Source organism: Natronorubrum texcoconense (genome assembly GCF_900100335.1).
Taxonomy (GTDB): domain Archaea; phylum Halobacteriota; class Halobacteria; order Halobacteriales; family Natrialbaceae; genus Natronorubrum; species Natronorubrum texcoconense.
Genome location: NZ_FNFE01000001.1, coordinates 62,435 through 83,883 on the forward strand (window position 1 = coordinate 62,435; position 21,449 = coordinate 83,883).

Genomic DNA, 21,449 nt, shown 5'->3' on the forward strand with positions numbered 1-21,449 from the left:
CCGGCGGCCGATCGACGGATACGACGCTTCTGGTGGCGACTCACTCGGTATCGGTCGTCGTCACTCTGAACTCGAACTCGAGCTGGCCGCTCGTTTTTACGTTCACGCCGCCGAGTTGCTCCGAGATCTGTTCGCGCGCTCGAGAGCTCGGTTCGACGGTAACGGAGACGCTGTCGCTGTTCGTGTTGTAGGAGATGTTGCCCACCGTTACGTCGAAGTCGAAGAGCGTCGGCACCTCCGCCCTGAGCTGCTCGCGGACGTCTTCGACCTCGGACCGAACGGTTGCCATCTCCTCGTTTAACGTCGTCATCGGCGGAGGTAGCTGCTAGTCGCGCTTAACCGTGTTCCTTGCCCACGTGCCGCATTCATACGCTTGGGGTCGCTCGAGGTCGGCGGCCGTCGACTATAGTAACAACTGAAACGATTTACACACCGATCGCAACGCTATCCTGCGATCGGGTGCGCAGTGACTTTCAGTGGCTACGATACCCCCGCTGCGTCGCCAGCCACTCCTCCCACGTTATCGTTCCGACAGCTCGATCGGGACAGGTCGCTCCGCCCGCCCGAAACCCGGAGGCGACCGCACCCGGAATCGGAATCCGGACGACGGGACGGCAACTCCCTCGAGCGTCGCGGTACGTTCGAGCTAAACTCCCGACGGTTCGGCGCTCGGGACCGCCGACGTCGGGGACGCGACCGGACGCCTCGAGCGCCGCGTAGTCCACGATCGCGTCTGCGACCTCGCCGACGTCGATCGGTTGGAGCGGGACCTCGGCCGGTACCGGCCAGATCGGGAGCCAGGAGATCGTCTCGAGCAACTCGAAGACGAACGAGTGAAACTGCGTCGCGCGGACGACCGTCGACGGAACGGCGCTCGCTTCGACGGCCCGTTCGGCTGCCAGCTTGTGCTCGTAGTACGTGTACGGAATCTCGTCGACCCCGACGATCGAGACGTAGACGAAGTTTGTAACGCCGGCGTCGGCAGCCGCTTCGAGGAGTCGCTCGGTGCCGCGGAGATCGACGCTCTCACTGTCGCCGCGGGGAGCGGTTGCCGCGTGGACGACCACGTCGACGTCCGCGAGGGCTGCTCGAACCCCCGTTGCGTCCGCGAGATCCGTCGCGACCCACTCCACCTCGTCGTCGGTGTCCTCCGGTGGGGATCGACTCGTCGCGCGAACCTCGCGTCCCGCACCGAGCAGTCGGGACCGAAGGGCGCTGCCGAGCGTTCCGGTCGCGCCGGTGAGGAGAGTCCTATGAGTCATTCTGTGTGACACTTCGAACCTCCCGTTCAAATCTGTGTTGGCGGATTCGTTCGTGAAGTTACGTCGGGCGAAGGGTGACACGCGCGAAACATGCGGCCCGCAACGGTGACGGGGACGAGACCGGTACCCACCCAGACACACCGCCCTCGTTGGCGGGCGGGACCTCAGTTGAGTGGGTACCAGATGCCGAATTTTCCGGCGGTAACACTCCACGGTAGTGAGGACCGTCTCGAGCCGTTTCGGGCGGTGATCCGATCACTCCGTATATACGTCCCTCTATATCTGGGTACTTCCCCTATCCTGAGCAAGTGCGTACGTTGTAACAGGAGCGAGACCCATGTCCACCCAAACCTACGAGTTTACCTGTCCGGACTGCCAGCGAGCGATTCCGGTGACCGGCCCGATGCGCGACGCGACGCTGTCGAGCGGGTGTCCGATCTGTGGTCGATCGGTTGCCGACGTTCACTTCGGAACGTGACTCCCGACGCGTTCGACTCTCCACGACATATTCGGGGAGAATCACGGCCCGATCGAATCGGAGCGGAAAGACCCTTAGTCCCATTTAACACCTTTTGGGAGTGGCTTTTTATATGGCGTCGATGTGTATTTCTACGTCATGAATAACGTTACGTACGTCCAAAAAGCGTGTGCGTACATCACGCGCCAGACGGGCGAACTACTGGTCTTCGACGGACCGGGCCACGACGGGTTACAGATTCCAAAGGGAACGCTCGAGCCCGGCGAATCGCCGCGTGAGGCGCTGTTTCGGGAGGTAATCGAGGAGAGCGGTCTCGGAACGCTGAGTTCGACGAGCCATCTGACGACCGACGTCTGGACGCGCCGCGAGTCGCCGCCGAAGCGCTACGTCCGCCATTTCTTTCACTCGACGGTTCACGAACCTCGAGATCAGTGGACTCACACGGTGACCGACGGCGGCGAGGAACACGGGGCCGAGTTCGATCTCCACTGGGTCCAGCCGACGACCGCCCGGGAGTTCGCGCTCGACCTCGACGACTACGTCCACCTGCTACCGAACGTGACGCCGGCCAACGACGTCGCGACGGTCTCCGACTGAGGTCGTTCTGTCTTTCGTTTGCCCGTTCTCCGTCACTTCGAGAGCGCACGCTCGACGGCTTCGGCGACGCTCCTCGCTTTCTCGGCCAGTTGCTCCGAAACCTGCCCGTCCGCTACTGCGGCCTCGAGTTCGTCTGCATCGACGATCTCGACCGTCCCGTTGGGGGTCCGGACGACGTCGATGTAGAGGTCGACGTACCGCGCCGCGTCGGGGAAGAGTTCGACCGGCGTACAGACGTTGACGTAGGTGCCCTTCGCCGAGCCCTGTTCGTCTCTGTACGTCGTTGGATACCACCACCGACCCTCCCGGAACTTCGTGACGGCGACGTCGCCGTCCTCTTTAGGGACGCCGAGCGCGTCGTACGTGCCGCCGCCGCGCATCGAGCGCTCGAGGGTCACCGAGCCGTCGCCGTCCCAATCGGTCACTTCGCCGCGACCCAGCGAGATCAGTCGGCCGTCGGGCTTCCCGTGGCCGATCCCGATCCGATCGCCCGCCACCGGGCCGAACTGTTCGGCGACGGCGGCGAACGGGAACTCGCCGTCGGCGAGATCCGTCTCCGAGCCGGTGGAGCCGCAGACGGCCTCCGCGAAGTCGACCGCCGCGCTCGCGGCTCGATCGGCAGCTTTGGTTCGGTGGTGGCCCGGCATCGTCGTCTCCACCTCGCGGCGAACGGCGTCCAGCGCAAAGCGCGTTTCTCGGCCGAACCAGCACCACGTCGTCGTCCGCGGTGCGGCGAGTTCCTCGGGCTCGCCCGGTTCTTCGGACGTCTCCGCGAGCGCGCCCTCGAGCGCCTGCACCCGTTCGACCGCCTGCTCGAGCGCGGTTTTCATCGCCTCGAGATCGGCGTCGGCGGCCGCGCGCTGCCAGCGCAGGCCCCAACCGTCGGGAATCTCGACCGAGAGCAGGTCGGTCATACCGACGAGTTCGTCGGCTCGCTCACCCCGGAGTGCCGCAGAAACGCCGGTCCGATCCCGCGAGAGCGTACAGAGTCCGCCTCGAACCTCGAGCGTCGGAACGACTCGCGGATCGTCGTCGCTCCACGGCGGCGTGGGCTCGCGGACCTGCACGCGGTAGCGGTTTCCCGCATCCACGTAGCCGTCGACGTCGTCGTAGTGGAGGTAGCCGCGTCGACCGTCTCCGAGGTCGACCGTCGCGCCGCCTCCGCCCCCGGCGTCGAGCACCTCGCAATCGAAGACCGCGCCGCGCGAGACGGCGTCCGCCCAGCGGAAGGTGTCGATCGCGAGTTCCTCGAGTTCGTTCGCGACCGCATCGACGGCGTCGGACTCGCCCGATAGTTCGACGCCCTGTCTGTCGCGCGTCGTCTCGATTCTCACGTTCGCCGGTGCGGCGTCGAACGAGTCGTCGAATCGCTCCCGAATCGGCTCCGAGGCCTGTACGACCTCGAACCCGTTCTCGCCGAGCAGTCGCGTGATCGCGGTGGTGTAGATGCCGCGGACTCGGACGGTCGTCATCGATTCGTCCCCCCGTACGGTGTGTCGAAAGATTCCTCACGTGCAGACACGGGGATCACTCCAGCGTCTCGCGGTCGGGTGCGAACCGAACTCGAGCGTTGATCGTCGGTCCCAGCGTCAGTTCGACCGTTTCGTCCGGCAGCACTCGGCCGTCCTCGACGGAGACGCCCCACGTGTCGAATCGGAGCCAGCCGCGCATCTCGTTCGCGTGCGTCGTGAGATCGAGGTAGTCGACCGCGTGCTCGGGGTACTCCGAGGCCGAGTGGGCCATGTCCATGTCCGAGTAGACGGTGTCGTGAGCGTCGAAGAACTCCTCGAGCGCCGTCGCATCGGTTTCGACCGCTTCGACGACCGCCTCCGAGGCGGCCCGAAGATCGTCGGTCTCGAGGCCGACGTCCCGGAGCGCCTGCTGCGTTCGCTGATCGAAGTGCATGGCCGTCGGTTGGGCGGGGAGGCCTTTGTGGATTCCGAGTCCGCGCCGGCGCGACGGCTCGGCGGGAGTTCGGCTTCGGGTGGCAGAAATACGTTGCTCGAGTTCGGTAATCGGCTCAGTCGTCGGCCGCGAGACTCTCGGTGCTCTCGGCGGACAGCACGGCGTCTTCGGCCTCCGTGCTGGCGTTCGGGGCTGTCGCGTCGGCTTCGGATGTATTCTCGTCCGTTTCGTCCGGTCCCGGCGGCGCGGTGTAGAGGATCCCTCGGCTCGAATTGTACATGGTTGTCGGTCGAGTATCGCAATCGGACACTGATAAGCACGATCCTTATATGGATCTTGACAGTGAATATCATACTAGGTTCGTTTCCCCGCCGAACGCTTACCGGAGCGGACGTCGTAGCGACGCGCATGGATCAGCGACGAGATCTGGTCGAACGGGCTGACGAGAAGTCTCGAGACCTCCAGGAGGTCTCGACGTGGGAACCGCGAACGGTAGTTGATCGACTCGCGTGCGTGATCTACGACGCGATCAACTACGGGTTACAGACGATCGTGCTCGCCGTCGCACTGGGGATCACCCTCCTCTTGCTCGTTCAGCCGGCGGTCCTCGTCCTCGAGGATCCGTCGCTCTCGCTCTTCTTCGGGCTATCGGTGGTCCCGGCGGCGTTGCTCGCGGGATTCATCTGGTACACGGACATCACCTCGAGCGAACCGCTGTCGCTGTTGGTCGCGACGTTCGTCCTCGCCGTGCTCTTCGCGACGTTCGCGGCGGTCGTGAACTCCACCGTGGGACCGGTTCTGCAGGCGATACCGGTGATCGGCACCGTCCTCTTTTTTTACCTGATCGTCGGCCCGGTCGAGGAGGCGGTGAAGCTCCTCGCGGTTCGCGTCTTCGCCTACCGTAGCGACACGTTCGACGCGGTCATCGACGGCGCGGTGTACGGCGCGATCGCCGGACTCGGATTCGCCGCGATCGAGAACGCGATCTACATCGCCAGCACGGTCGCGACGGCCGAGGTCGGAACGATCACCGCCGCGACCGGCATCGCGACCGTCCGGGCGCTCGTCGGTCCCGGTCACGTCATCTACTCCGCCATCGCGGGCTACTACCTCGGACTCGCGAAGTTCAACCCGGAACACGCCGGGCCGCTCGTCGCGAAGGGCCTCTTGATCGCCGCGTTCGTCCACGCGACGTACAACACCACGGTCGGCATCGTTCCCGGCCTCGTCGCGGAGACCTACGCCGTCTCATTCGAACTCGCGTTCGTCGGCTACGTTATCCTGTTCGACCTCGTCGTCGGCTACTATCTCTACCGGAAGATCGCGCGCTATCGTCGGACCTACCGCGCGGTCAGGGACGACACGGGTGCACCCCCGAATCCGGAACTGACCGAGTTCGACCCGCCACGCCGCTGACGGCCGATTTCGGCCGCAATATCGTCTGCCGCGCTCGTTGCCCGCTGGTGCAGGCAGCACCGGCTTGTCTCGCAGTGGCGCACTGTCCGGTATGAGCGCGACCTTTACAGACGACGATCTCGAGAAGTCCGTCGAGAACGCCAACGGCGAGGTGATCGGGACCGTCACGGAGATCGAAGCGGATACCGCCCACGTCGAACCCCGCGCCGGGCTCGTCGACTCGATTAGAGCCGCACTCGGCTGGAACGAGACCCACGAGGACACGCTCGAGATCCACGAGGAGTCGGTCGACGAAATCTCGAGCGAGGCGATCCGACTCGAGTCGGAGTCGATGGCGGATCTCGAGAACGACCGCTCGACGGAGGAATCGACCGGAATCGACGAAACAACGTCGACGGATGCCGACGCTCGGGACGCGACGGCGTCCGCTTCGGCCGACGAACCGGACGGGCGGACGAGCCAGAACGCGGCCGAGCGCTCCCCGGAATCCGACCGGACGGTTCCGATCGAAGAGATGGACCAGCCCGCGCTCGACGAGCAGCGCTCAGAAACGAGGGCGGGACAGACCGAGGAGACGCCCGACGATCCGGATCAGGGCGATCCAACTGACGCGTTCAAGGACCCCGAGGAGATTCCGTCGACCGGAATAACGGGTGAGGACGGAAGCGACGGCGAGAGCGACGCACTCGACGAAACGGCTGGAGCAGCCGAAGTGGAATCATCGGCCGAAGCGGACGACTGGGGCGACACTGAGCCGGCGACCGGATCGGCGGGATCGAACGACCAGTCCTCGGCGGATTCGATGAGCGGCACTCGATCGGTCGAGTCGCCCGGCGAGACGGACCGATCCGGCGCCCAGGATGTGCCGGCGAGCGAGACTCCGGAACCGATCGACGAGGAGGAGTTGCTCGATGATATGGGAGCGAGCGAGGATTCGGGCATCGATGTCGCCGACGATGCCGACAACGCCGATAGCGCTGCTGGCGGTCCGAGCACGGAACGGGCCGCGGACCTCGAGAGCGCGGACGACGTGAGCGTCAAGGATCCGAACGCCGACGACGTGAGCGAGGCTTCCGGGTCCGAATCTGAATCCGAAACCGTAGCCCGAGATTCGACCGACGAGACGGGTTTGATCGACGAGTCCGACGTACCCGACGAACTGGACACCGGAACGGACCTCGAGTCGGTCGCAGACGCCGACGAGTTCGACGGGTCGGACGACGGCGAGACGGAGGGTCCGACGGAAACGGACGACGTGGCCGACGAGATGGATCCGGGCGTCGATCTGGCGGCGGCCGCGGAGCTGGACGACACCGACGACCTCGAGGCCGCCGGCGGAGGGAGCGAAACCGGCGAGATGAATCTGGCCGACGAACTCGACACCGGAACGGACCTCGAATCGGCATCAGAGCCGGAATCCGGTGGGGCGAGCCCGGGGACGGAATCGAGTGCGGACGGGCGGCCGGAGACGGAACTCGATCCCGACGTCGACGACCACGCCTCGAGCGAGGCGGACCCGCGGCCGGAAACCGAACTCGAGTCGGCTGCGAGCGACGAGTCGGCGGAATCCGCTGTCGGCGAGACGACAGCGATCGAGGAAAGCGAGGAGGCGGCCGGCGAGATCATCCCGGGAGTCGATATCGAATCGGCCGTGGAACCGGACGACCAGCCGGCGGCCGAGATCGATCCAGACGCGCTCGGCGGTCGAGACGCCGGTGAGGAATCGACAGCCGACGACGTCGCTCGACGGCGAGTCCCCGACGACGAGGCCGACTCGGACACGCTGGTCGATCGGGTCGCACGAGAGCGAGTGGACGACGATGAAACGACTACCGCGACCGACGCAGAGAGCCACGATCGAGATCGGTCCCGATCGAGTACGCCGCTCGCAGCCACGCTCGCCGCACAACGGGCGGCGATGACGAGCGGACAGGAACTGGTCAAGCAGGGTCTCACCGCCCAGCAGCGAGCCGCTCGAGCCGCGATCGAAGCGCCGCTGCTCGCCCAGCGTCGGGGCGTCGAGAACGTCCAGTCGGCCACGCAGCGCTACTTCGACACCGTTGGCGAGTTGATGAATGCAGAGTCCGGTGACTCCCACGAGCAGCAGTCACTGAGCGAGGCGATCGACGAACTCGAGGCGGCACACAGCGACCTCCCGGACGAGGACCTCGCCCAGCAGCTCGCGGATCACCTCGAAGAGCTCCGATCGCTGCAGGAGCAGTTCGGCGACGACGTCGAACGCGAGAGCGAACGGATAACGGAACTGCTCGAGCGACAGGCCGACCTGCTCGAGCGCTGTCGGGACTCGCTCGAGACGGACAGCGAGCAGACGGAGCGATAGCTCACTCGCGGTCGGCCGAGTGCAGGACGCGATACGACTCGCGGTCGTCGCGGACCGGAGCGCAGTCTATATCCCAGCAGGAATGGTACGATTCCGTGATGGTCGCAATCATCGGATCGGTCGTCGCGTTCGTCGTCGCACTGCTCGTCGGTGGATTAGCGATCTACGCCGGAGCATCGATCGTCGCCGACGTCGACAACTACTCCTACGCGGTCGTGACCGCACTCGTCGGTGCGATCGCGTGGGCGCTGACGGTCTGGATTCCGCTGTTCGGGCCGCTGTTCGCGCTGCTCGCCTGGATCTGGGTCATCAACTGGCGGTACCCCGGCGGCTGGATCGACGCCGCTCTCATCGGGCTCGCAGCCTGGATCTCCGCCCTGGTGATCCTCTTCGTGCTCAACAGCGTCTTCGGACTCGGCGTCAGCGCGTTCGGCGTTCCGGGCGCGTAGAACCGTTTCTCAGTCGAACCGCGCCTCGAGCAGCCGTTCGACGTACTTCGCGAGCACGTCGACCTCGAGGTGGACGTGATCGCCGATCTCCTTCTCCGAGAGCGTCGTGAGATCGTACGTCGTCGGGATGATCGCGACGGTGACGCGATCGGTCTCCTCGTCCAGGTTCGCGACGGTCAGACTGATTCCGTCGAGCGTGATCGATCCCTTTTCGACGACGTAGCGGCCGTACCCCTCGGGGAGTTCGAACTCGAAGAACCAATCCTCTTCGACGGATTCGATATTCGAGACCGTCGCGACCGCGTCGACGTGGCCCTGCACGACGTGGCCGTCGAACCGGCCGTCGGCCGGCATCGCGCGCTCGAGGTTGACGGCGTCGCCTTCCTCGAGATCGCCCAGATAGGTCCGGTCGACCGTCTCGGTCGCGAGGAAGACCTCGAACCACGCTCGTTCCTCGAAGCGCTCGACGGTGAGACAGACGCCGCTGACGCTGATACTCTGGCCGTGCTCGAGTCCCGCCGCGACTTCGTCGGCCCCGATCCGAAGCCGCAGGCCGTCCACGGTGCGCTCCCGCGCGACGATCTCGCCGGTCTCCTCGACGATTCCCGTAAACATACTCGAACGTACCAGCCGACGGATAAAGGCGTTCTGAACCCGTCATGCGTCTCAGTTCTGATACGCCATTCTCCCGACTACCGATGGACGAATTCAGTCGCCGTCCTTTTGTCCGCACCCGCGCTATCACCGCGCAATGACCGGTATCATCGACACGATCAAACTCGCGGGGACGCTCGTGCTCGCGATTCCCGCCGCGCTCGCCGGCCTCGAGTTCCTGCTCGTTCGCGGGGAGACCGCGACCGGGGGGATTCTGCTCGTGCTCGCCGTCACGCTCGTGATCGTCCAGCACCGCGTGACGCTCCCGACCGATCTGCCGGGCATGGCCGCCAAGCGAGTAATCGGATCGATGGCGAGCGAGCCGGAATCCGAACCGGACGACGACGAGTAAGGGCCGTTTCCGCTCGCGATCGAGCGGGAAACAGCGTCGGCGCGGAAGACGCGTGAGGATAACGGGTTTCCTCTCCCCCTTCCATGGTCGACTTTCGGTTTATGCAGATTGACACTCACCAGTATGGATATGGTTCACATTGCCCTGTCCGGACTGCCGATTGGCACGACACTCGCAGTATTGGTAACGATGCTGATGCCAGTCGTAGCGTACCTGTTGTATCGAATCGACGCTCAGCGCGGAGACGGGCGCGTAACCGTCTTCGGAAAACGGTGATCGCGATGGCGGAATTTCAACTGCAGTTGACGTTCGGGCTGTTCCTCCTGTCCCTGATCGCGATCGGCATCTACTTTTTCGTGACGACCGAGACGAAGCAGCTCTCGGAGTACATGCTAGCGGATCGAGACGTCGGTACGTGGCCGATCGCGATCTCCGAAGTCGCGTCGGTCGCCAGCGGTTGGACGTTCTTCGCGTGGGTCGGCGTCGGCTTCACAGTCGGCCTCAGCGGGCTCTGGTTTTCGATCACGATGCTCCTGATCGTCCTCTTCATGTACCGATACATCGCGCCGACCTTTCGGCGCGAATCCGAGCGCATGAACAGCCAGACCGTCGCCGACCACCTCGCGTTATTTTTCCGTGACAACTGGTACGGGTCAGCCATTCGCCTTGTCGCGACCATCTCGGTTGTCGTGTTCATGGTGTCGTATATCGGCGCCCAGATCATCGCCGTCGGCGAGGCGATGGATATCGCTCTCGGCATCGACTACACGACAGCCGTGTTAGTCGGCGGCGTCGCGGTCGCGCTCTACACTACGCTCGGTGGATTCAACGCGTCCGTTTGGACGGACATGCTCCAGGGCGGACTCGTGTTCTTGGCGGTCATCGCACTCCCGATTGCGATGGTCGCCGAGATCGGCGGCTGGTCCGCATTCGTTACTGAGACAACAGCGACGGACCCGTCCCTCCTATCGATGACGGCTGGAGACACGGGGATGGCCCTCACAGTTGCGGCGCTCGCTTGGATCACATTCGCGTTCGGCGCGATCGGGCAGCCCCATGGATTAATGCGATTTCAAGCGATCCGATCCGAGCGCATCGTTAGTGCTGCGTCGGTCATCGCGGTCACGTTTCAGGCCCTGCGACTGACCGTTCCGCTCATCATGGGAGCTGCTGGTCGGGTCCTCTACGAGGGAGTGATTGACGACCCAGAACTGGTCGCGATGCACGCTATCGTCGACCTCTTTCCCGGCTGGTTCGCCGGCCTGCTGCTCGCGGGGATCATCGGTGCGATCCTCTCGACGTCGGATTCGATGATGCTCGTTACGTCCGCGGACGTCACACGGCTGTACGAGGAGTACGCTGACTCTGACGTCTCGGAGCGCACGTTACTTCTCCTCGGGAGGGGAGTCGTCCTCGCAGCCGCGGCCGTTGGTATCGGGCTCGCGTACGTCCGTCCGGGAACGATCTTCGAAATCATTGAATTCGCGTTCGTCGGACTCGGCGTTTCGCTGGGGCTGCCGCTGTTCGCGCTCGTGCTCTGGGAGCGGACCACTGCGGCGGGCGTGCTCGCCGCCATCGTCGTCGGCCTGGTCAGTTCGATCGGGAACCTGTATTTTCTTCCGGAGTACTTCCCGATCTTCGTCTGGCCGGTAACGCTCGCGGTACTGGTGATCGTCAGTCTCCTCACGGCCGGAGAGGAGACGGCGAGAAAGATGGACGCGGCCGCCTCCGGCGACTGACGATCGATGACAATATCGACCGCATAGCACGCTCATTTTCGGCTCCAAACCGAACCTCGGCGCTCCGGGAGACAACTGGCCTCACTCGAGCAGTGCCGACGGTTCGAGCGACCGCGACGGAGCCTCGAGATACGTCGCCCGCTCGCCGTCCTCGGCTTTGACCAGCAGGTCGGCGATTCGAAGCCACGCCCCGTCGCCGACGCGGACGGCGGACTCGAGTCGCACGACGCTTCCTGGCTCGATCGCATCGCCGCCCTCGAGCGGGCGTTCGCAGGGCTCGAGACCGACGCCGGACGCACGCGTCCGGATGTCGTCACCCTCACCGAAGCCGAACGCGCGTACTTCGGCCTCGAGGTCGGCTTCGACGGCAGTGACCGACTCCGTGTCTGCAGTCAGCATCGCGGCCGCGGAGCGAAACGACTGCGTCGCGCCGACGTGGGCGCGGCGCTCGCTGCCGCCGTCGCCGTCGACGACGAGCGTGCGGACGAGCCCGGCGTGGTAGCCGTCGGGGCCGCGAGGGGCCGTCTCGATGACGATCGGTTCGCCCGCTCGAAGGGGCTCGTGTTCCGTATCCGGTGTCGAGGGCGTATGCTCGGGATCGGGGTTAACGACCGTGTTTCCCGCGGGAAACGCGCCCGCCGAGACGATGGCTCGGTCGATCGTCGTTCGGAGTCGGTTCGACGTCACCGGGTCGCCGTCGACCACGAGCGTGCCGTCGTCGAGCGCTGCGTCTGCGAGTAGCGACGCTGCGCCTCGAATGCCGGCGCTCGCGGCGGCCTGTGCATCTGCGATGCGGTCGCGCTCGGCGTCCGTTTTCCTCGCTCGAGCGCGCTCGAGAGCGTCCGTCGAGGCGAGGGCGAAGCCGGCCTGCTCGAGGTAGAGCGCGGCGTCGTGTGGCACTCGTGTGGGCGTGAGGGCCGTGCCCGATTCGGTCCGTTCGGCCAGTCGAGTCGCGAGCGCGTTAGCGGGGTGAGTCGCCGCGTTCTGGCTCGACTCGAGGACCCACTCGTTCCCGTCGAACGCGACTGCGACCGTGGACGTGCCACAGTCGGTGCGCAAATCGTGCTCGAGGGTCGACAGGCAGTATCGAACGGCTGCATCGTCGTCGGTCCCGACGTGAACGAACGCATCCGCGTTGCGGCGCTCGAGCGTGTCGCGAATCGTCGACTCGAGGTGCGAGTCGAGAGTCTCGCTCTCGAACCCGCCTGCAGGTCGTTCCGCGTCAGTCACGGCGCTTCGGCTTCGATCTCCTCGCCGTCGGCGTCGGTGTCGACCGGCTGCTGGGCCTCCTCGATCAGGTCCTCGAGCGGCGTCTCGAGGCGTTCGTTGTGGAGCAGGACGTCGATCGGAAGCGTCGGCGCGCCGTCGACGAGGTTCTCGAGCAGGACGAGTCGTTCACGAGCCCGGGACATGCCGACGTAGAAGACGCGGCGTTCGTTGTCCGTGAGGACGGGAACCGGCGAGGTCGTCTTGGTAAACTCCTTGCAGCCGGGGATGGCCGTCGGATCGTCGACGGTCGCGACCATCTGCTCGACGACCTTCTCGGTGAGGTCGGTGCCGACGATGACGTGGTCGGCCTCACGTCCCTTCGCGGAGTGGATGGTGCCGACGCGGACGCGGTCGGTCTCCATCTTCGAGTACTCGCCGATGGCGAAGTAGGACTTGACGCTCTTCTTTTGGAAGTTGGTGACCTTTCGGAGCATGTCCGAAGCGGATGCTGGGCCGGGCATGAACGGGACGTGACCCTGGATGACCTCAGCGGGGATCATGAGCTCCTCGAGATCCTCGATGCCGGACTCCTCCTGGCGCTCGTCGATCTCGTCGAAGAGCGCGTCGCGGTCGTTGGTGCCGAAGGCCGACTCCTGGAGCATATCCGCGAGGCGTCGGGCCTGCAGGCCGGTGACGTCCTCGCCCGCGTCGATCGCCTCGATGGCTCGGACGTACTGGGTGAGTCGGTCGGTCCACATTCGCTGGTCGGTCAGGGACGTAAACGGCATCCCCTCGGTGATGAACTCGTCGATGAACTGGAACATCTGGTAGCGCGCTCGGAAGAGCACCATGACGGTTCCCTCTTCGACGATGGATCGCCGAACCAGGCGCACGACGTCGAGCATGGAGGCGTTGCGTCGAGCCTCGACGGACCCGCCCTCCGTGCGCGGTTTGAGGTCCTTGTCCTGGCGCTTGTCGATGTGGCGGATCTCCTTGTTGACCGCGTTGAGCACGTTCGAGGGGAGCCGATAGGAGTTCGGCAGAATCACGTCGTCGTCGACCTCCTCGTCGAGCAAGAGCGCGGGGTCGGCGCCCTGCCAGGAGTAGACGACCTGATCGTCGTCGCCGGCGATCAGGACCTGCTTCATGTGGGGTTTCCACTCCTCGTAGACGTCGTACTGCAGCGTCGTGATGTCCTGAAACTCGTCGATCACGAGGTAGTCGACGCTCGGGAGGAGAGAGCGCTGTTTCACGCGCTCGAGCATGTCCGCGAAGCCGATCTTCCCGTTCTCGCCCTTGTAGGCGCGCCAGGCGCGGATCGCTTCGGGGACGTCGATGCGGTCGTCGTCGGAGGGCCACGTCGGCGTGTACTTGTTGCCCTCCTGGGCGTTCGGATCGATTTCGGGCGGGAGTCGAACCTCCTCTTCGTCCCACTGGAAGGGGACGTCGTACCAGTCGGCGACGTCGCGACTGGTCCGCTGGAGCCACTGACTCGTCGCGATAACCTTGTTTCCGATCGTGGTCGATCGGGCCGTCCGCCGGCCGGCGCCGCTGTACTCGTCTTCGTACTCGATGCCGAACTCGTCGCAGAACTCCTCCTTGTCGGACTCGCCGATGACGTCGCTTCGAGAGAGATCGAGCAGCTCGTAGGCCTTCGCGTGCATCGTACAGACGTTGCCCTGCAGCGCGCGCGGACTCTCGTCGAGTCGCTCGGCCAATCGTTCGCGAACCTCCTGTGCAGCCGCTCGCGTGTACGAGACGACGAGGATATCCCGGAACGTCACGCCATCCTGTTCGAGGATTTCTTCGACGTGGTCGAGCAGGGCAGTCGTCTTGCCGCTGCCCGGACCACCGAACAACCGGGTCACCTTCGTCTCCGTGGTAGCCATTGTAGCTGTTCAAGGGCGCAATACCCATAAGTCACGTGGATTTTCGTCGGCAAAAATGCCGATGTAGGTACCGATTTCGACTGCGAGCGACCGAAGCTAACCGTTTCAGGGGTTTCGCGGGGAGCGGGCGGTTCGTACCTCGGCACCGTCGCGAATTTTGTCCTGGCAGTCCGGACAGACCCGCGGATTCTCGACACCGCGTGGGGTGAACACGCGAGCGTACGCGTCGGTGACGAACGCGTCGCAGTTTTGGCATTCCGGCATAGTGGTTCTCACTGAACTGTTGGCAATTCATACATTATAATTCTATCGTGCGTTCGGGAAGGAAAATACCGCAGGGCAGCCGATAATCGCTGGCATGCTGGTACCACGGTGGCGTCGACGAGACCGTTTTCGAGGCCGTGGTCTCGTGGGCCGAGCGACGGCGTCCGCTCTGGGGCTCGAGTGCGCTCGATACTGCGTGAAAACGAGCTGCGGTCGTTCAGACCGTGGGCTCCCAGCCGCAGACGGTGCAGGTGCTGGCGGACGTATCGTGGAGGCCGCCACAGTCCGGGCACTGCTTCTTGTTATACTCTTGGTCCCACCCGACCCGTTCTACCGTGTGACCGCGGTCCGTAAGGAATTGGTCGATGACGTCGTCACCGGCGTCACTGGGTGAGGTTGCCATAGGTGTGTCAATAGCACCCACACTATTAAACTGTGTGGTCGCCCCATATTTCTGCCTCGACCCGATCGATACCCGCTATCGGGTGGCTGTTTCTATCGATCCTCGGTCGGTTCCAGCGTCGCTGTGCCGACCAGCGGACTTTTCTCGGTCTCGGCCGAATAGCTACCCATGAGCGACCTGCGCCTCGATGCGACCCAGCTCGATCGCTACTCGAGACACGTGATCATGGACGAAATCGGGCCCGAGGGCCAGCAACGGCTGCTCGAGAGTTCGGTGCTGGTCGTCGGCGCGGGCGGACTCGGCTCGCCGGCGATCCAGTACCTCGCGGCGGCCGGGATCGGCCGCCTCGGCATCGTCGACGACGACGTCGTCGAACGGTCGAATCTGCAACGACAGATCGTCCACGGCGACGACGACGTCGGCCGGCCGAAAGTCGAGAGCGCGGCCGACTACGTCGGCGCACTCAACCCCGACATCGACGTCGAGCCACACGAGACTCGCCTCACGGCGGACAACGTCGCGACACTGGTCGACGACTACGACGTCGTCCTCGACGCCAGCGACAACTTCGGGACACGCTACCTGCTCAACGACCACTGCGTGCTCACCGGCACGCCGCTTTCCCACGGCGCAATCTACCGCTTCGAGGGCCAGGTGACGACGTTTACGAACGAACGCGGCACGGAATCCGATACCGACTCGCCGTGCTATCGCTGTCTCTTCCCAGAGGCGCCCGAGCCCGGCACCGTCCCCGACTGCGCGACGACGGGCGTTCTCGGCGTCCTCCCCGGCACCGTCGGCTGCATTCAGGCGACGGAGGTCGTGAAGTACGTCCTCGGCAAGGGCGAACTGCTCGAGGGACGGCTCCTCATGTACGACGCGATGGACATGACCTTCGAGACGGTCGACGTTCTGTCGAACCCGTCCTGTCCGGTCTGTGGCGACGAGCCGGCTATCGAGTCGGTCGAAGACGTGAGCTACGAGGGCAGTTGCGAAATTTCGGCGGATTAGTCGGCCGGTTCGCCGGTTCGGCCGCCTCTTCTCGACTCAGTTCGTTATCGGAACCGTTCAACCGCGACCTCCCGAAGCTCGAGTGCGCCGAGAAGCCCGATACAGGAAATGAACGCGATCGTCCCGAGTTTCCCGCCGGAACCCTCGAACGCCGGTGCGACCAGCAGGAAGACGACTCCGGAGAGCCCGCCGGCGATGCCGATCGCGAGCGCTCCGTCCAACCGATCCGCGCTCGACATTCCGACGAAAGAGGCACAGAAGGCGACAGCTGCCAGCGTCGCCCCGACTTCCGGAACGGCGAGCGGAAACGCGACGCCCGCGACCACGCCGACGACGCCGGAGCCGACGACGGCACCCCACTCGAGGCGGACGCTCAGGACGACCGTCGCGACGGCTCCGGCGACGGCCACCGGGACGATGAGGTGGGCGAGCTCCCACTGCGGGGCTCCCGCCTCGGCGAAGTCGAGCCCCAGCAGCGCCGCGGTCGCGAGACAGCCGAACATCGCGAGCGTCCCCAGCTTACCGCCGACGCCGCCGAACGACTCCGTCGTCGCGACGAATCCGAGTCCCGCGACGACGCCCGCGACGGCGACCGACTCGAGCGACCCGAACACCGCCGGTGAGGCCATGCCGACGAACGACCCGCAGTAGACCGGCGCGCCGACCTTCGGGACGGCGAGTCCGGCGGCCAGCCCCACCAGCGCGGAGGCGAGCACGGGCCCGACGCCGGCGTGGACGCTCAGGGCGTAGGTGACGACGGCACCGATCACGACGGCGACGGCGTCGACGGCGTCAGTTCGGCCGAAGGCGGCCGGTTCGAACGCCTCGAGTTCGCGTCGGTGTTCGATCGCGCCGGCGACGGCGGCGGTGAGGATGATTCCGAGCTGGATCCCGATCGTTCCACTCGGCATTTCGGCCGGAGCGAGGACGGACCCTACGAGCAACGCGCCGGCCGTCAGAAGCAACGCGAGGTAGCCCGCAAGCTGTGCCGGACGGTACACGAATCGAAAGACGAGAAGGTGAACTGAGAGGGTTACGGTTCGACTCGAGACCAGCGCCGGAGAACTCGACGCTAGTATCGTCGGAGAAATAGTTATATCGGATACCCCCTGAGTACGACCGAACGAGCGGTCGATACGTCCGACGCTCGACGCCTATGAAAATCCTCTCCTGTAACGCCGGCTACCTGCTCGGATACCAGAACGTCCTCTGGGGGTACGTTCCGCCGCCGATCACCTCGCTGCTCGGCGACACCGACGTGGAACGGCGGAAACTCGACCAACTCGTCTCGCTCGTCGAGCGCGAGCGTCCCGACGTGGTCTCGCTCGTCGAGCTCGACCGGGGCTCACACCGGACGGAGACCGACGGCCAGTTTCGCACGCTCGTCGAATCGCTTCGCGACCGGAAGCTCGCCTACGAGGGCGACGTCGCCAACAAGTACGGCAACGGCGGGATCGTCGACTCGCTGCCGTTCTACGGTCACCTCGGAAACGCCGTGCTCTCCCGTTCGGGCCGTCCGACCACCGCTCACTACCTGTCGACGGGACGAAAACGACTCGTCCTCGAGGTGTCGCTCGCGTCCGACATCGTCCTCTTCGTGGTCCACCTCTCGCTGCGCGCTCGAAGCAGGACGCTGCAGTTGCGGGAACTCGCTGCGCTGATCGACGAACGGGCCCGCGGGCGGGACATCGTCGTGACCGGCGACTTCAACACGTTCGACGGCACGGACGAATTGACCGAACTGACCGATCGAGCGGGACTCGAGCCGCGAGTTCCCGGCGAGACCGTCCCGTCGCGCCCGCTCGACGAACTGTTCGTCGACTCGCGAAGCCTCGACCTGTTCTGTTGTTCGCCGACGATCGACGTCGCACGTTGTGACGTACTCGACGTCCAACTCTCCGATCACCGCCCAGTCGTCCTGGAAATCAACCGGTAGCCGGGTCGCGAACCGCCCGTTCTAGGGTCACCCGGCGTACCCGCCATTCAATAGCGACTCGATAGTGTACCCACCGATGAGCGAGTTTCAGACCGAACCGGCCGTTTCGTTGTTGGGAACCACCGACTCCAACCGGCGGGTTCAGGAGGCGCTGGCCGATCTGTTCGCCGGCGACGGAACGATCTACATCGTCAGCGGCTATTTCACCTACCAGGGGTATCTGGCGATACGGGACGAGGTCGTCTCGTTCCTCGAGCGCTCTCGCGAGAACGAACTGGTGGCGATCGTCGGCCCCGCCTCCGACCAGTTTTCGGCCCGGATCGCCCACGACCTCTGGGCGCTCGACGACCACGATCAGGTGCGGCTGTACAAACAGCCGCGAGGACTCCACGCGAAACTCTACGTCCGCGACGGTCCGAACCCGCTCTGCATCCTCGGCTCGGCGAATATCACGCAGGTCGCCTTCGAGTACAACATCGAACTGGGTCTCGAGATGACCAGAGAGAGCTGCGACCACCCGGACCTGCGGCCGTTCCTCGAGTGGGTCGACGAGATCGTAGCGATGTCCGAGCCGTTGCGACGACGAGACCTGTTCGTTCCCGTGCAGATCGGCTGCTCGTTCGTCAACTGGTCGCACAAGGCGCGGTTGCTTCCGACGCGTAACGTGATGCTCAGAGTGGTGCCTGTGGTAATCGGTATCGTGGTGCTCGCGACCCTCTTTCGACTCGTTTGATGCGGTTAACTGCGCAACAGCCCGCCGTCGATGGGGACGGCGACACCGTTGACGAAACTCGAGCGCGGACTCGAGAGCACGGTCACGATATCGCCCAGCTCCCGGGGATCGCCGATACGATCCATCGGAATCTCGCTCGCGAGGTCGGTCAGTCCCTCCTCGTAGTCATCGTAGACGCCGCGCTCGATGTTCGCCTCGATGAGCTCCTCGATACGGGGCGTCTCGATCGTTCCCGGCAAGACGGCGTTGACGCGAATTTCGGGAGCGAACTCTCGCGAGACCGTCTTCACGAGACCGATTACGCCTCGCCGGACGGCGTTCGACAGCAACAGGCCGTCCGCGACTTCGCGGACCGTGCGGGACGTGATACAAGTGATCGAGCCGTACTCCGACTCGAGGAGGTGCTCGTGGGCTTCCTCGATCGTCCAGACCGCGCTCATCACCAGCAGGTCGTAGGCCTGGTACCAGTCCCGTTCGTCGGTCTCGAGGAAGGTCGTACTCGGCGGGCCGCCCGCGGACGTGACGAGGTGGTCGAGTCCGCCGAACGCGTCGACCGTCTCGCTCACGAGATGGGACACGTCGTCCGGATCGGTGATGTCGGTCGGCGTGGCCCGGACCTTCCCTGCGGCCGTCTCGCTGATCGCCTCGCGGGCGTCCTCGAGACGTTCCTCGTCGCGACCGCAGAGCATCACGTTCGCCCCCTCTTCGGCGAGCGCCTGCGCGCTCGCGAAGCCGAGTCCGCTCGAGGAGGCCGTTACCAGTGCGCTGTTTCCGCCGAGATCGAGATCCATGCTCGAGTGCACGACGGCGTGCTACTAAGTCCCGATGTCACTGGCAAGGTGCTCGTTCGGGTCCGATATCGGTGAAAACCGTCGATCAGTCCGCGCCCAGCCCGTCGAAGTAGATCGTCCGGCGTTCGTCGTCCGCGGGCGTCGTGATCAGCGAGACGGCGACGGTGACGAGCAGACCGAGCCCCATCCCGACGAGTCCGGCCGTCCAGCCGGCGTACGCGCTCGGGACGGTCGCGAAGAAGAGACTCGAGAGGTAAAAGCCCTGGCTGCAGACGATGCCGGCCGTGATGCCGGCTCGAGTCGTCCGTCGCCAGTAGAGCGCGACGAGAACGGGCAGGGCGAGTTGGGCGAAGCCGCTGAACGCCGCGTCGCCGAGTTCGAACAGCGTGGCTGGGTTCCAGAGGCTGGCGACGAACGCCGCGGTCGCGAAGACGACGACGCCGACTCGGGCCAGCAGGTCCTCGCGGCGATCCGAGACGTTGCGGTCGACGAACGGTCGGTACAGGTCCCGCGTGAAGTAGGACGACCCCGACAACAGCATCGAGTCCGAGGAGGACATCATCGCGGCCATCGCCCCGGCGATGACGAGCGCGGCGAACCAGACGGGCGTGTACTCGGCGAGGATCACCGGCAGCACGTTCTCGCCCTCCGGAATCGCCACGTCGAGCCCGCGGGCCCACGCGCCGAGCATGAACGAGGGAACGAACAGCAGGACACAGAGAATCGGCCACAGCGCGAACGAGCGCTTGAGCACCGTTCTCGAGCCCGCGGCGAAGAAGCGCTGGTTTACCTGCGGGAACATCGCGACGCCGAAGCCGATCGTGATCGCCGTCGAGAGCATCCACTGTGGCGTGTAGTAGGCGCTGCCGAGCGAGAGGAACTCCGCGGTCGCCTCGTTGGACGCCAGTGCGTCCGTCGCGGCGCCGGGACCGCCGACGACGGCGAGCACCCAGAGCAGGGCGACCCAGGTCGCGACGAGCATGAACGCGCCCTGGAGCGTGTCGGTCCACGCGATTCCCCGAAAGCCGGCGACGACGACGTAGAGGATCATGAACACGGTGATCAGTCCCGCACCGGCGGCGTAGGGGACGGCACCCTCGGTCAGGGCCTCGAGTGCGGTGCCGGCGCCGACCTGCTGGAGCATGACGTACGGAAAGAGCCAGAGCAGGCTGACGCCCGCGACGAGACCGCGGAGGCGCCTCGAGGCGAACCGGTCGCCGAGCATCTCGCCGAGCGTGACGTACTCGTAGCGCCGGCCGAGCAGCCACTGTTTGTAGCCGATGACGTACCAGAGGACGGCGAAGATGATGCCGTCCATCAGCCCCATGACGAGGATCCACTCCGGGCCCTGGGCGTAGGCGATGTTCGGTCCCGCGAAGAACGTAAACGCCGAAAGCAGCGTCGCGAAGGTCGTAAACAGCAGCACGACCGTTCCGACCGTCCGACTGGCGAGGTAGAAGTCCTCCGCCGTCCGGTCGGTCAGCCGGTAGGCGACCAGCCCGACGGCCAATGCCAGGAGCAGATAGCCGACGATAATGCCGAGTTGGAGGGCGAGGCTCACGGCCGATCACCGTTAGTTGCCGATCGAGCCGAGCGGTTCGTTCCGCCGTTCCCGTTCGACGTTCCGTCCCCGCTCGAGTCTCCCTCCGGTTCGGTTTCGATGCCGATCCCCCACGCTCGCCGGGTGAACAGGTAGAAGACGACCGACGCGAGCCCCATCCAGCCGATATGCCACCAGAGCCACACCGGCAATCCGGCGACGACCGTTGCGTCCCCCCAGAGGAACCACGGGATCGCGAGCGCGCTGAGGACGACCGCGACCGCGATCCAGCCCACGAGTTCTAGCCGGCGCATATCCGGAGGTTGGGATCGACGCTGATACTCGTTTCCATTCAACAGCCCCGATTGAAGAGAATCCGTTATCGATCCCTCGAGCCCCGCTCAGTCGCACGCTTTTCCAAGGTAAAATCGCTCTTTCAGGGAGGAGAAAACGTATAGGTACTGCCAGACGAATGCAACT

Annotated in this window: 24 protein-coding genes; 10 read left to right on the top strand and 14 right to left on the bottom strand. The window is 65.0% G+C overall.

The annotated features are described in order from the left end of the window. Window positions 1-40: 40 nt before the first annotated feature. Together BLT08_RS00245 and BLT08_RS00250 are read right to left on the bottom strand one after the other, a co-directional pair. Window positions 41-310: a hypothetical protein gene (locus BLT08_RS00245; protein WP_090302809.1), complete on the bottom strand. Its 270-nt coding sequence runs from the start codon at window positions 308-310 to the stop codon at window positions 41-43. A gap of 163 nt (window positions 311-473) precedes the next feature. Further along, window positions 474-1,262 carry an SDR family oxidoreductase gene (locus BLT08_RS00250; RefSeq protein WP_090302810.1) on the bottom strand — a complete coding sequence of 263 codons (789 nt, stop codon included), beginning with the start codon at window positions 1,260-1,262 and terminating at the stop codon, window positions 474-476. Between the two features lie 337 nt (window positions 1,263-1,599). Between BLT08_RS00250 and BLT08_RS00255 the strand changes: the two genes are divergently transcribed. Then, window positions 1,600-1,740, top strand: coding sequence for a DUF7560 family zinc ribbon protein (locus BLT08_RS00255; protein ID WP_090302811.1), 141 nt, complete (start codon window positions 1,600-1,602; stop codon window positions 1,738-1,740). A 138-nt stretch (window positions 1,741-1,878) separates the two neighbouring features. Further along, the gene (locus BLT08_RS00260) at window positions 1,879-2,337 is read left to right on the top strand and encodes an NUDIX hydrolase (RefSeq protein ID WP_006089815.1); all 459 of its coding nucleotides are present in this window, start codon (window positions 1,879-1,881) and stop codon (window positions 2,335-2,337) included. 32 nt (window positions 2,338-2,369) lie between these two features. On the opposite strand, the gene BLT08_RS00265 is transcribed toward BLT08_RS00260, so the two are convergent. From BLT08_RS00265 to BLT08_RS22770, 3 genes are all read right to left on the bottom strand, one after another. Further along, the gene (locus BLT08_RS00265; RefSeq protein ID WP_090302812.1) at window positions 2,370-3,809 is read right to left on the bottom strand and encodes a ribonuclease FAU-1 family protein; all 1,440 of its coding nucleotides are present in this window, start codon (window positions 3,807-3,809) and stop codon (window positions 2,370-2,372) included. 55 nt (window positions 3,810-3,864) lie between these two features. After that, complete coding sequence (locus BLT08_RS00270) at window positions 3,865-4,242, bottom strand: DUF7532 family protein (protein WP_090302813.1); 378 nt, start codon at window positions 4,240-4,242, stop codon at window positions 3,865-3,867. Window positions 4,243-4,357: 115 nt separating this feature from the next. Then, window positions 4,358-4,522: a hypothetical protein gene (locus BLT08_RS22770; protein WP_175529199.1), complete on the bottom strand. Its 165-nt coding sequence runs from the start codon at window positions 4,520-4,522 to the stop codon at window positions 4,358-4,360. A gap of 128 nt (window positions 4,523-4,650) precedes the next feature. On the opposite strand from BLT08_RS22770, the gene BLT08_RS00275 reads away from it, so the two are divergent. The 3 genes from BLT08_RS00275 (at window position 4,651) to BLT08_RS00285 (ending at window position 8,448) form a co-directional block, all read left to right on the top strand. Beyond that, the gene (locus BLT08_RS00275; protein ID WP_090302814.1) at window positions 4,651-5,658 is read left to right on the top strand and encodes a PrsW family intramembrane metalloprotease; all 1,008 of its coding nucleotides are present in this window, start codon (window positions 4,651-4,653) and stop codon (window positions 5,656-5,658) included. A 91-nt stretch (window positions 5,659-5,749) separates the two neighbouring features. After that, window positions 5,750-7,999: a midas domain-containing protein gene (locus BLT08_RS00280; RefSeq protein WP_090302815.1), complete on the top strand. Its 2,250-nt coding sequence runs from the start codon at window positions 5,750-5,752 to the stop codon at window positions 7,997-7,999. 98 nt (window positions 8,000-8,097) lie between these two features. After that, on the top strand, window positions 8,098-8,448 hold the full coding sequence (locus BLT08_RS00285; protein WP_090302816.1) for a hypothetical protein: 351 nt from the start codon (window positions 8,098-8,100) through the stop codon (window positions 8,446-8,448). Between the two features lie 9 nt (window positions 8,449-8,457). On the opposite strand, the gene BLT08_RS00290 is transcribed toward BLT08_RS00285, so the two are convergent. Continuing rightward, window positions 8,458-9,063, bottom strand: a complete 606-nt coding sequence (locus BLT08_RS00290; RefSeq protein WP_090302817.1) for a riboflavin synthase — start codon at window positions 9,061-9,063, stop codon at window positions 8,458-8,460. Window positions 9,064-9,199: 136 nt separating this feature from the next. Here BLT08_RS00290 and BLT08_RS00295 point away from each other — a divergent pair, with 136 nt between their 5' ends. Both BLT08_RS00295 and BLT08_RS00300 read left to right on the top strand, forming a co-directional pair. Continuing rightward, the gene (locus tag BLT08_RS00295) at window positions 9,200-9,454 is read left to right on the top strand and encodes a DUF7533 family protein (RefSeq protein WP_090302818.1); all 255 of its coding nucleotides are present in this window, start codon (window positions 9,200-9,202) and stop codon (window positions 9,452-9,454) included. A 281-nt stretch (window positions 9,455-9,735) separates the two neighbouring features. After that, window positions 9,736-11,193 carry a sodium/proline symporter gene (locus BLT08_RS00300; protein WP_090303882.1) on the top strand — a complete coding sequence of 486 codons (1,458 nt, stop codon included), beginning with the start codon at window positions 9,736-9,738 and terminating at the stop codon, window positions 11,191-11,193. Between the two features lie 81 nt (window positions 11,194-11,274). On the opposite strand, the gene BLT08_RS00305 is transcribed toward BLT08_RS00300, so the two are convergent. The 4 genes from BLT08_RS00305 to BLT08_RS00315 form a co-directional block, all read right to left on the bottom strand. Next, entirely contained in the window at window positions 11,275-12,423 is a 1,149-nt protein-coding gene (locus BLT08_RS00305) for a M24 family metallopeptidase (RefSeq protein ID WP_090302819.1), read from the bottom strand. Further along, window positions 12,420-14,291, bottom strand: a complete 1,872-nt coding sequence (locus tag BLT08_RS00310) for a UvrD-helicase domain-containing protein (RefSeq protein WP_090302820.1) — start codon at window positions 14,289-14,291, stop codon at window positions 12,420-12,422. The genes BLT08_RS00305 and BLT08_RS00310 overlap by 4 nt, the downstream gene beginning before the upstream one ends. Window positions 14,292-14,396: 105 nt before the next feature. Further along, complete coding sequence (locus tag BLT08_RS23800) at window positions 14,397-14,555, bottom strand: DUF7563 family protein (protein WP_440770752.1); 159 nt, start codon at window positions 14,553-14,555, stop codon at window positions 14,397-14,399. Window positions 14,556-14,772: 217 nt separating this feature from the next. Continuing rightward, entirely contained in the window at window positions 14,773-14,958 is a 186-nt protein-coding gene (locus BLT08_RS00315; protein ID WP_090303883.1) for an HVO_0416 family zinc finger protein, read from the bottom strand. Window positions 14,959-15,126: 168 nt separating this feature from the next. Here BLT08_RS00315 and ubaA point away from each other — a divergent pair, with 168 nt between their 5' ends. Then, window positions 15,127-15,969, top strand: coding sequence for an SAMP-activating enzyme E1 (ubaA, locus tag BLT08_RS00320; RefSeq protein WP_090302821.1), 843 nt, complete (start codon window positions 15,127-15,129; stop codon window positions 15,967-15,969). A 44-nt stretch (window positions 15,970-16,013) separates the two neighbouring features. Here ubaA and BLT08_RS00325 read toward each other — a convergent pair whose 3' ends face one another. Continuing rightward, window positions 16,014-16,970 carry a hypothetical protein gene (locus tag BLT08_RS00325; protein ID WP_090302822.1) on the bottom strand — a complete coding sequence of 319 codons (957 nt, stop codon included), beginning with the start codon at window positions 16,968-16,970 and terminating at the stop codon, window positions 16,014-16,016. Between the two features lie 155 nt (window positions 16,971-17,125). Between BLT08_RS00325 and BLT08_RS00330 the strand changes: the two genes are divergently transcribed. Then, window positions 17,126-17,905 carry an endonuclease/exonuclease/phosphatase family protein gene (locus tag BLT08_RS00330; RefSeq protein ID WP_090302823.1) on the top strand — a complete coding sequence of 260 codons (780 nt, stop codon included), beginning with the start codon at window positions 17,126-17,128 and terminating at the stop codon, window positions 17,903-17,905. Window positions 17,906-17,981: 76 nt separating this feature from the next. Further along, the gene (locus tag BLT08_RS00335) at window positions 17,982-18,638 is read left to right on the top strand and encodes a phospholipase D family protein (RefSeq protein WP_090302824.1); all 657 of its coding nucleotides are present in this window, start codon (window positions 17,982-17,984) and stop codon (window positions 18,636-18,638) included. A 5-nt stretch (window positions 18,639-18,643) separates the two neighbouring features. Here the strand turns inward: BLT08_RS00335 and BLT08_RS00340 are convergent, their stop codons facing one another. From BLT08_RS00340 to BLT08_RS00350, 3 genes are all read right to left on the bottom strand, one after another. After that, window positions 18,644-19,429 carry an SDR family oxidoreductase gene (locus tag BLT08_RS00340; RefSeq protein WP_090302825.1) on the bottom strand — a complete coding sequence of 262 codons (786 nt, stop codon included), beginning with the start codon at window positions 19,427-19,429 and terminating at the stop codon, window positions 18,644-18,646. 85 nt (window positions 19,430-19,514) lie between these two features. After that, window positions 19,515-20,990 (bottom strand): sodium:solute symporter family protein, encoded by a 1,476-nt coding sequence (locus tag BLT08_RS00345; protein ID WP_090302826.1) that lies wholly within the window; start codon window positions 20,988-20,990, stop codon window positions 19,515-19,517. After that, the gene (locus BLT08_RS00350; RefSeq protein ID WP_090302827.1) at window positions 20,987-21,283 is read right to left on the bottom strand and encodes a DUF3311 domain-containing protein; all 297 of its coding nucleotides are present in this window, start codon (window positions 21,281-21,283) and stop codon (window positions 20,987-20,989) included. The genes BLT08_RS00345 and BLT08_RS00350 overlap by 4 nt, the downstream gene beginning before the upstream one ends. Window positions 21,284-21,449 lie beyond the last annotated feature (166 nt).

Bases quoted from the DNA above. Each gene is read 5' to 3' on its own strand.
- BLT08_RS00260 (WP_006089815.1), top strand. From the start codon at position 1,879: ATGAATAACGTTACGTACGTCCAAAAAGCGTGTGCGTACATCACGCGC.
- BLT08_RS00300 (WP_090303882.1), top strand. From the start codon at position 9,736: ATGGCGGAATTTCAACTGCAGTTGACGTTCGGGCTGTTCCTCCTGTCC.
- BLT08_RS22770 (WP_175529199.1), bottom strand. From the start codon at position 4,522: ATGTACAATTCGAGCCGAGGGATCCTCTACACCGCGCCGCCGGGACCG.
- BLT08_RS00280 (WP_090302815.1), top strand. From the start codon at position 5,750: ATGAGCGCGACCTTTACAGACGACGATCTCGAGAAGTCCGTCGAGAAC.
- BLT08_RS00245 (WP_090302809.1), bottom strand. From the start codon at position 310: ATGACGACGTTAAACGAGGAGATGGCAACCGTTCGGTCCGAGGTCGAA.
- BLT08_RS00330 (WP_090302823.1), top strand. From the start codon at position 17,126: ATGAAAATCCTCTCCTGTAACGCCGGCTACCTGCTCGGATACCAGAAC.
- BLT08_RS00270 (WP_090302813.1), bottom strand. From the start codon at position 4,242: ATGCACTTCGATCAGCGAACGCAGCAGGCGCTCCGGGACGTCGGCCTC.
- BLT08_RS00310 (WP_090302820.1), bottom strand. From the start codon at position 14,291: ATGGCTACCACGGAGACGAAGGTGACCCGGTTGTTCGGTGGTCCGGGC.
- BLT08_RS00350 (WP_090302827.1), bottom strand. From the start codon at position 21,283: ATGCGCCGGCTAGAACTCGTGGGCTGGATCGCGGTCGCGGTCGTCCTC.
- BLT08_RS00340 (WP_090302825.1), bottom strand. From the start codon at position 19,429: ATGGATCTCGATCTCGGCGGAAACAGCGCACTGGTAACGGCCTCCTCG.
- BLT08_RS00315 (WP_090303883.1), bottom strand. From the start codon at position 14,958: ATGGCAACCTCACCCAGTGACGCCGGTGACGACGTCATCGACCAATTC.
- BLT08_RS00265 (WP_090302812.1), bottom strand. From the start codon at position 3,809: ATGACGACCGTCCGAGTCCGCGGCATCTACACCACCGCGATCACGCGA.
- BLT08_RS00295 (WP_090302818.1), top strand. From the start codon at position 9,200: ATGACCGGTATCATCGACACGATCAAACTCGCGGGGACGCTCGTGCTC.
- BLT08_RS00250 (WP_090302810.1), bottom strand. From the start codon at position 1,262: ATGACTCATAGGACTCTCCTCACCGGCGCGACCGGAACGCTCGGCAGC.
- BLT08_RS00275 (WP_090302814.1), top strand. From the start codon at position 4,651: ATGGATCAGCGACGAGATCTGGTCGAACGGGCTGACGAGAAGTCTCGA.
- BLT08_RS00255 (WP_090302811.1), top strand. From the start codon at position 1,600: ATGTCCACCCAAACCTACGAGTTTACCTGTCCGGACTGCCAGCGAGCG.
- ubaA (WP_090302821.1), top strand. From the start codon at position 15,127: ATGAGCGACCTGCGCCTCGATGCGACCCAGCTCGATCGCTACTCGAGA.
- BLT08_RS00335 (WP_090302824.1), top strand. From the start codon at position 17,982: ATGAGCGAGTTTCAGACCGAACCGGCCGTTTCGTTGTTGGGAACCACC.
- BLT08_RS00290 (WP_090302817.1), bottom strand. From the start codon at position 9,063: ATGTTTACGGGAATCGTCGAGGAGACCGGCGAGATCGTCGCGCGGGAG.
- BLT08_RS23800 (WP_440770752.1), bottom strand. From the start codon at position 14,555: ATGCCGGAATGCCAAAACTGCGACGCGTTCGTCACCGACGCGTACGCT.
- BLT08_RS00285 (WP_090302816.1), top strand. From the start codon at position 8,098: ATGGTCGCAATCATCGGATCGGTCGTCGCGTTCGTCGTCGCACTGCTC.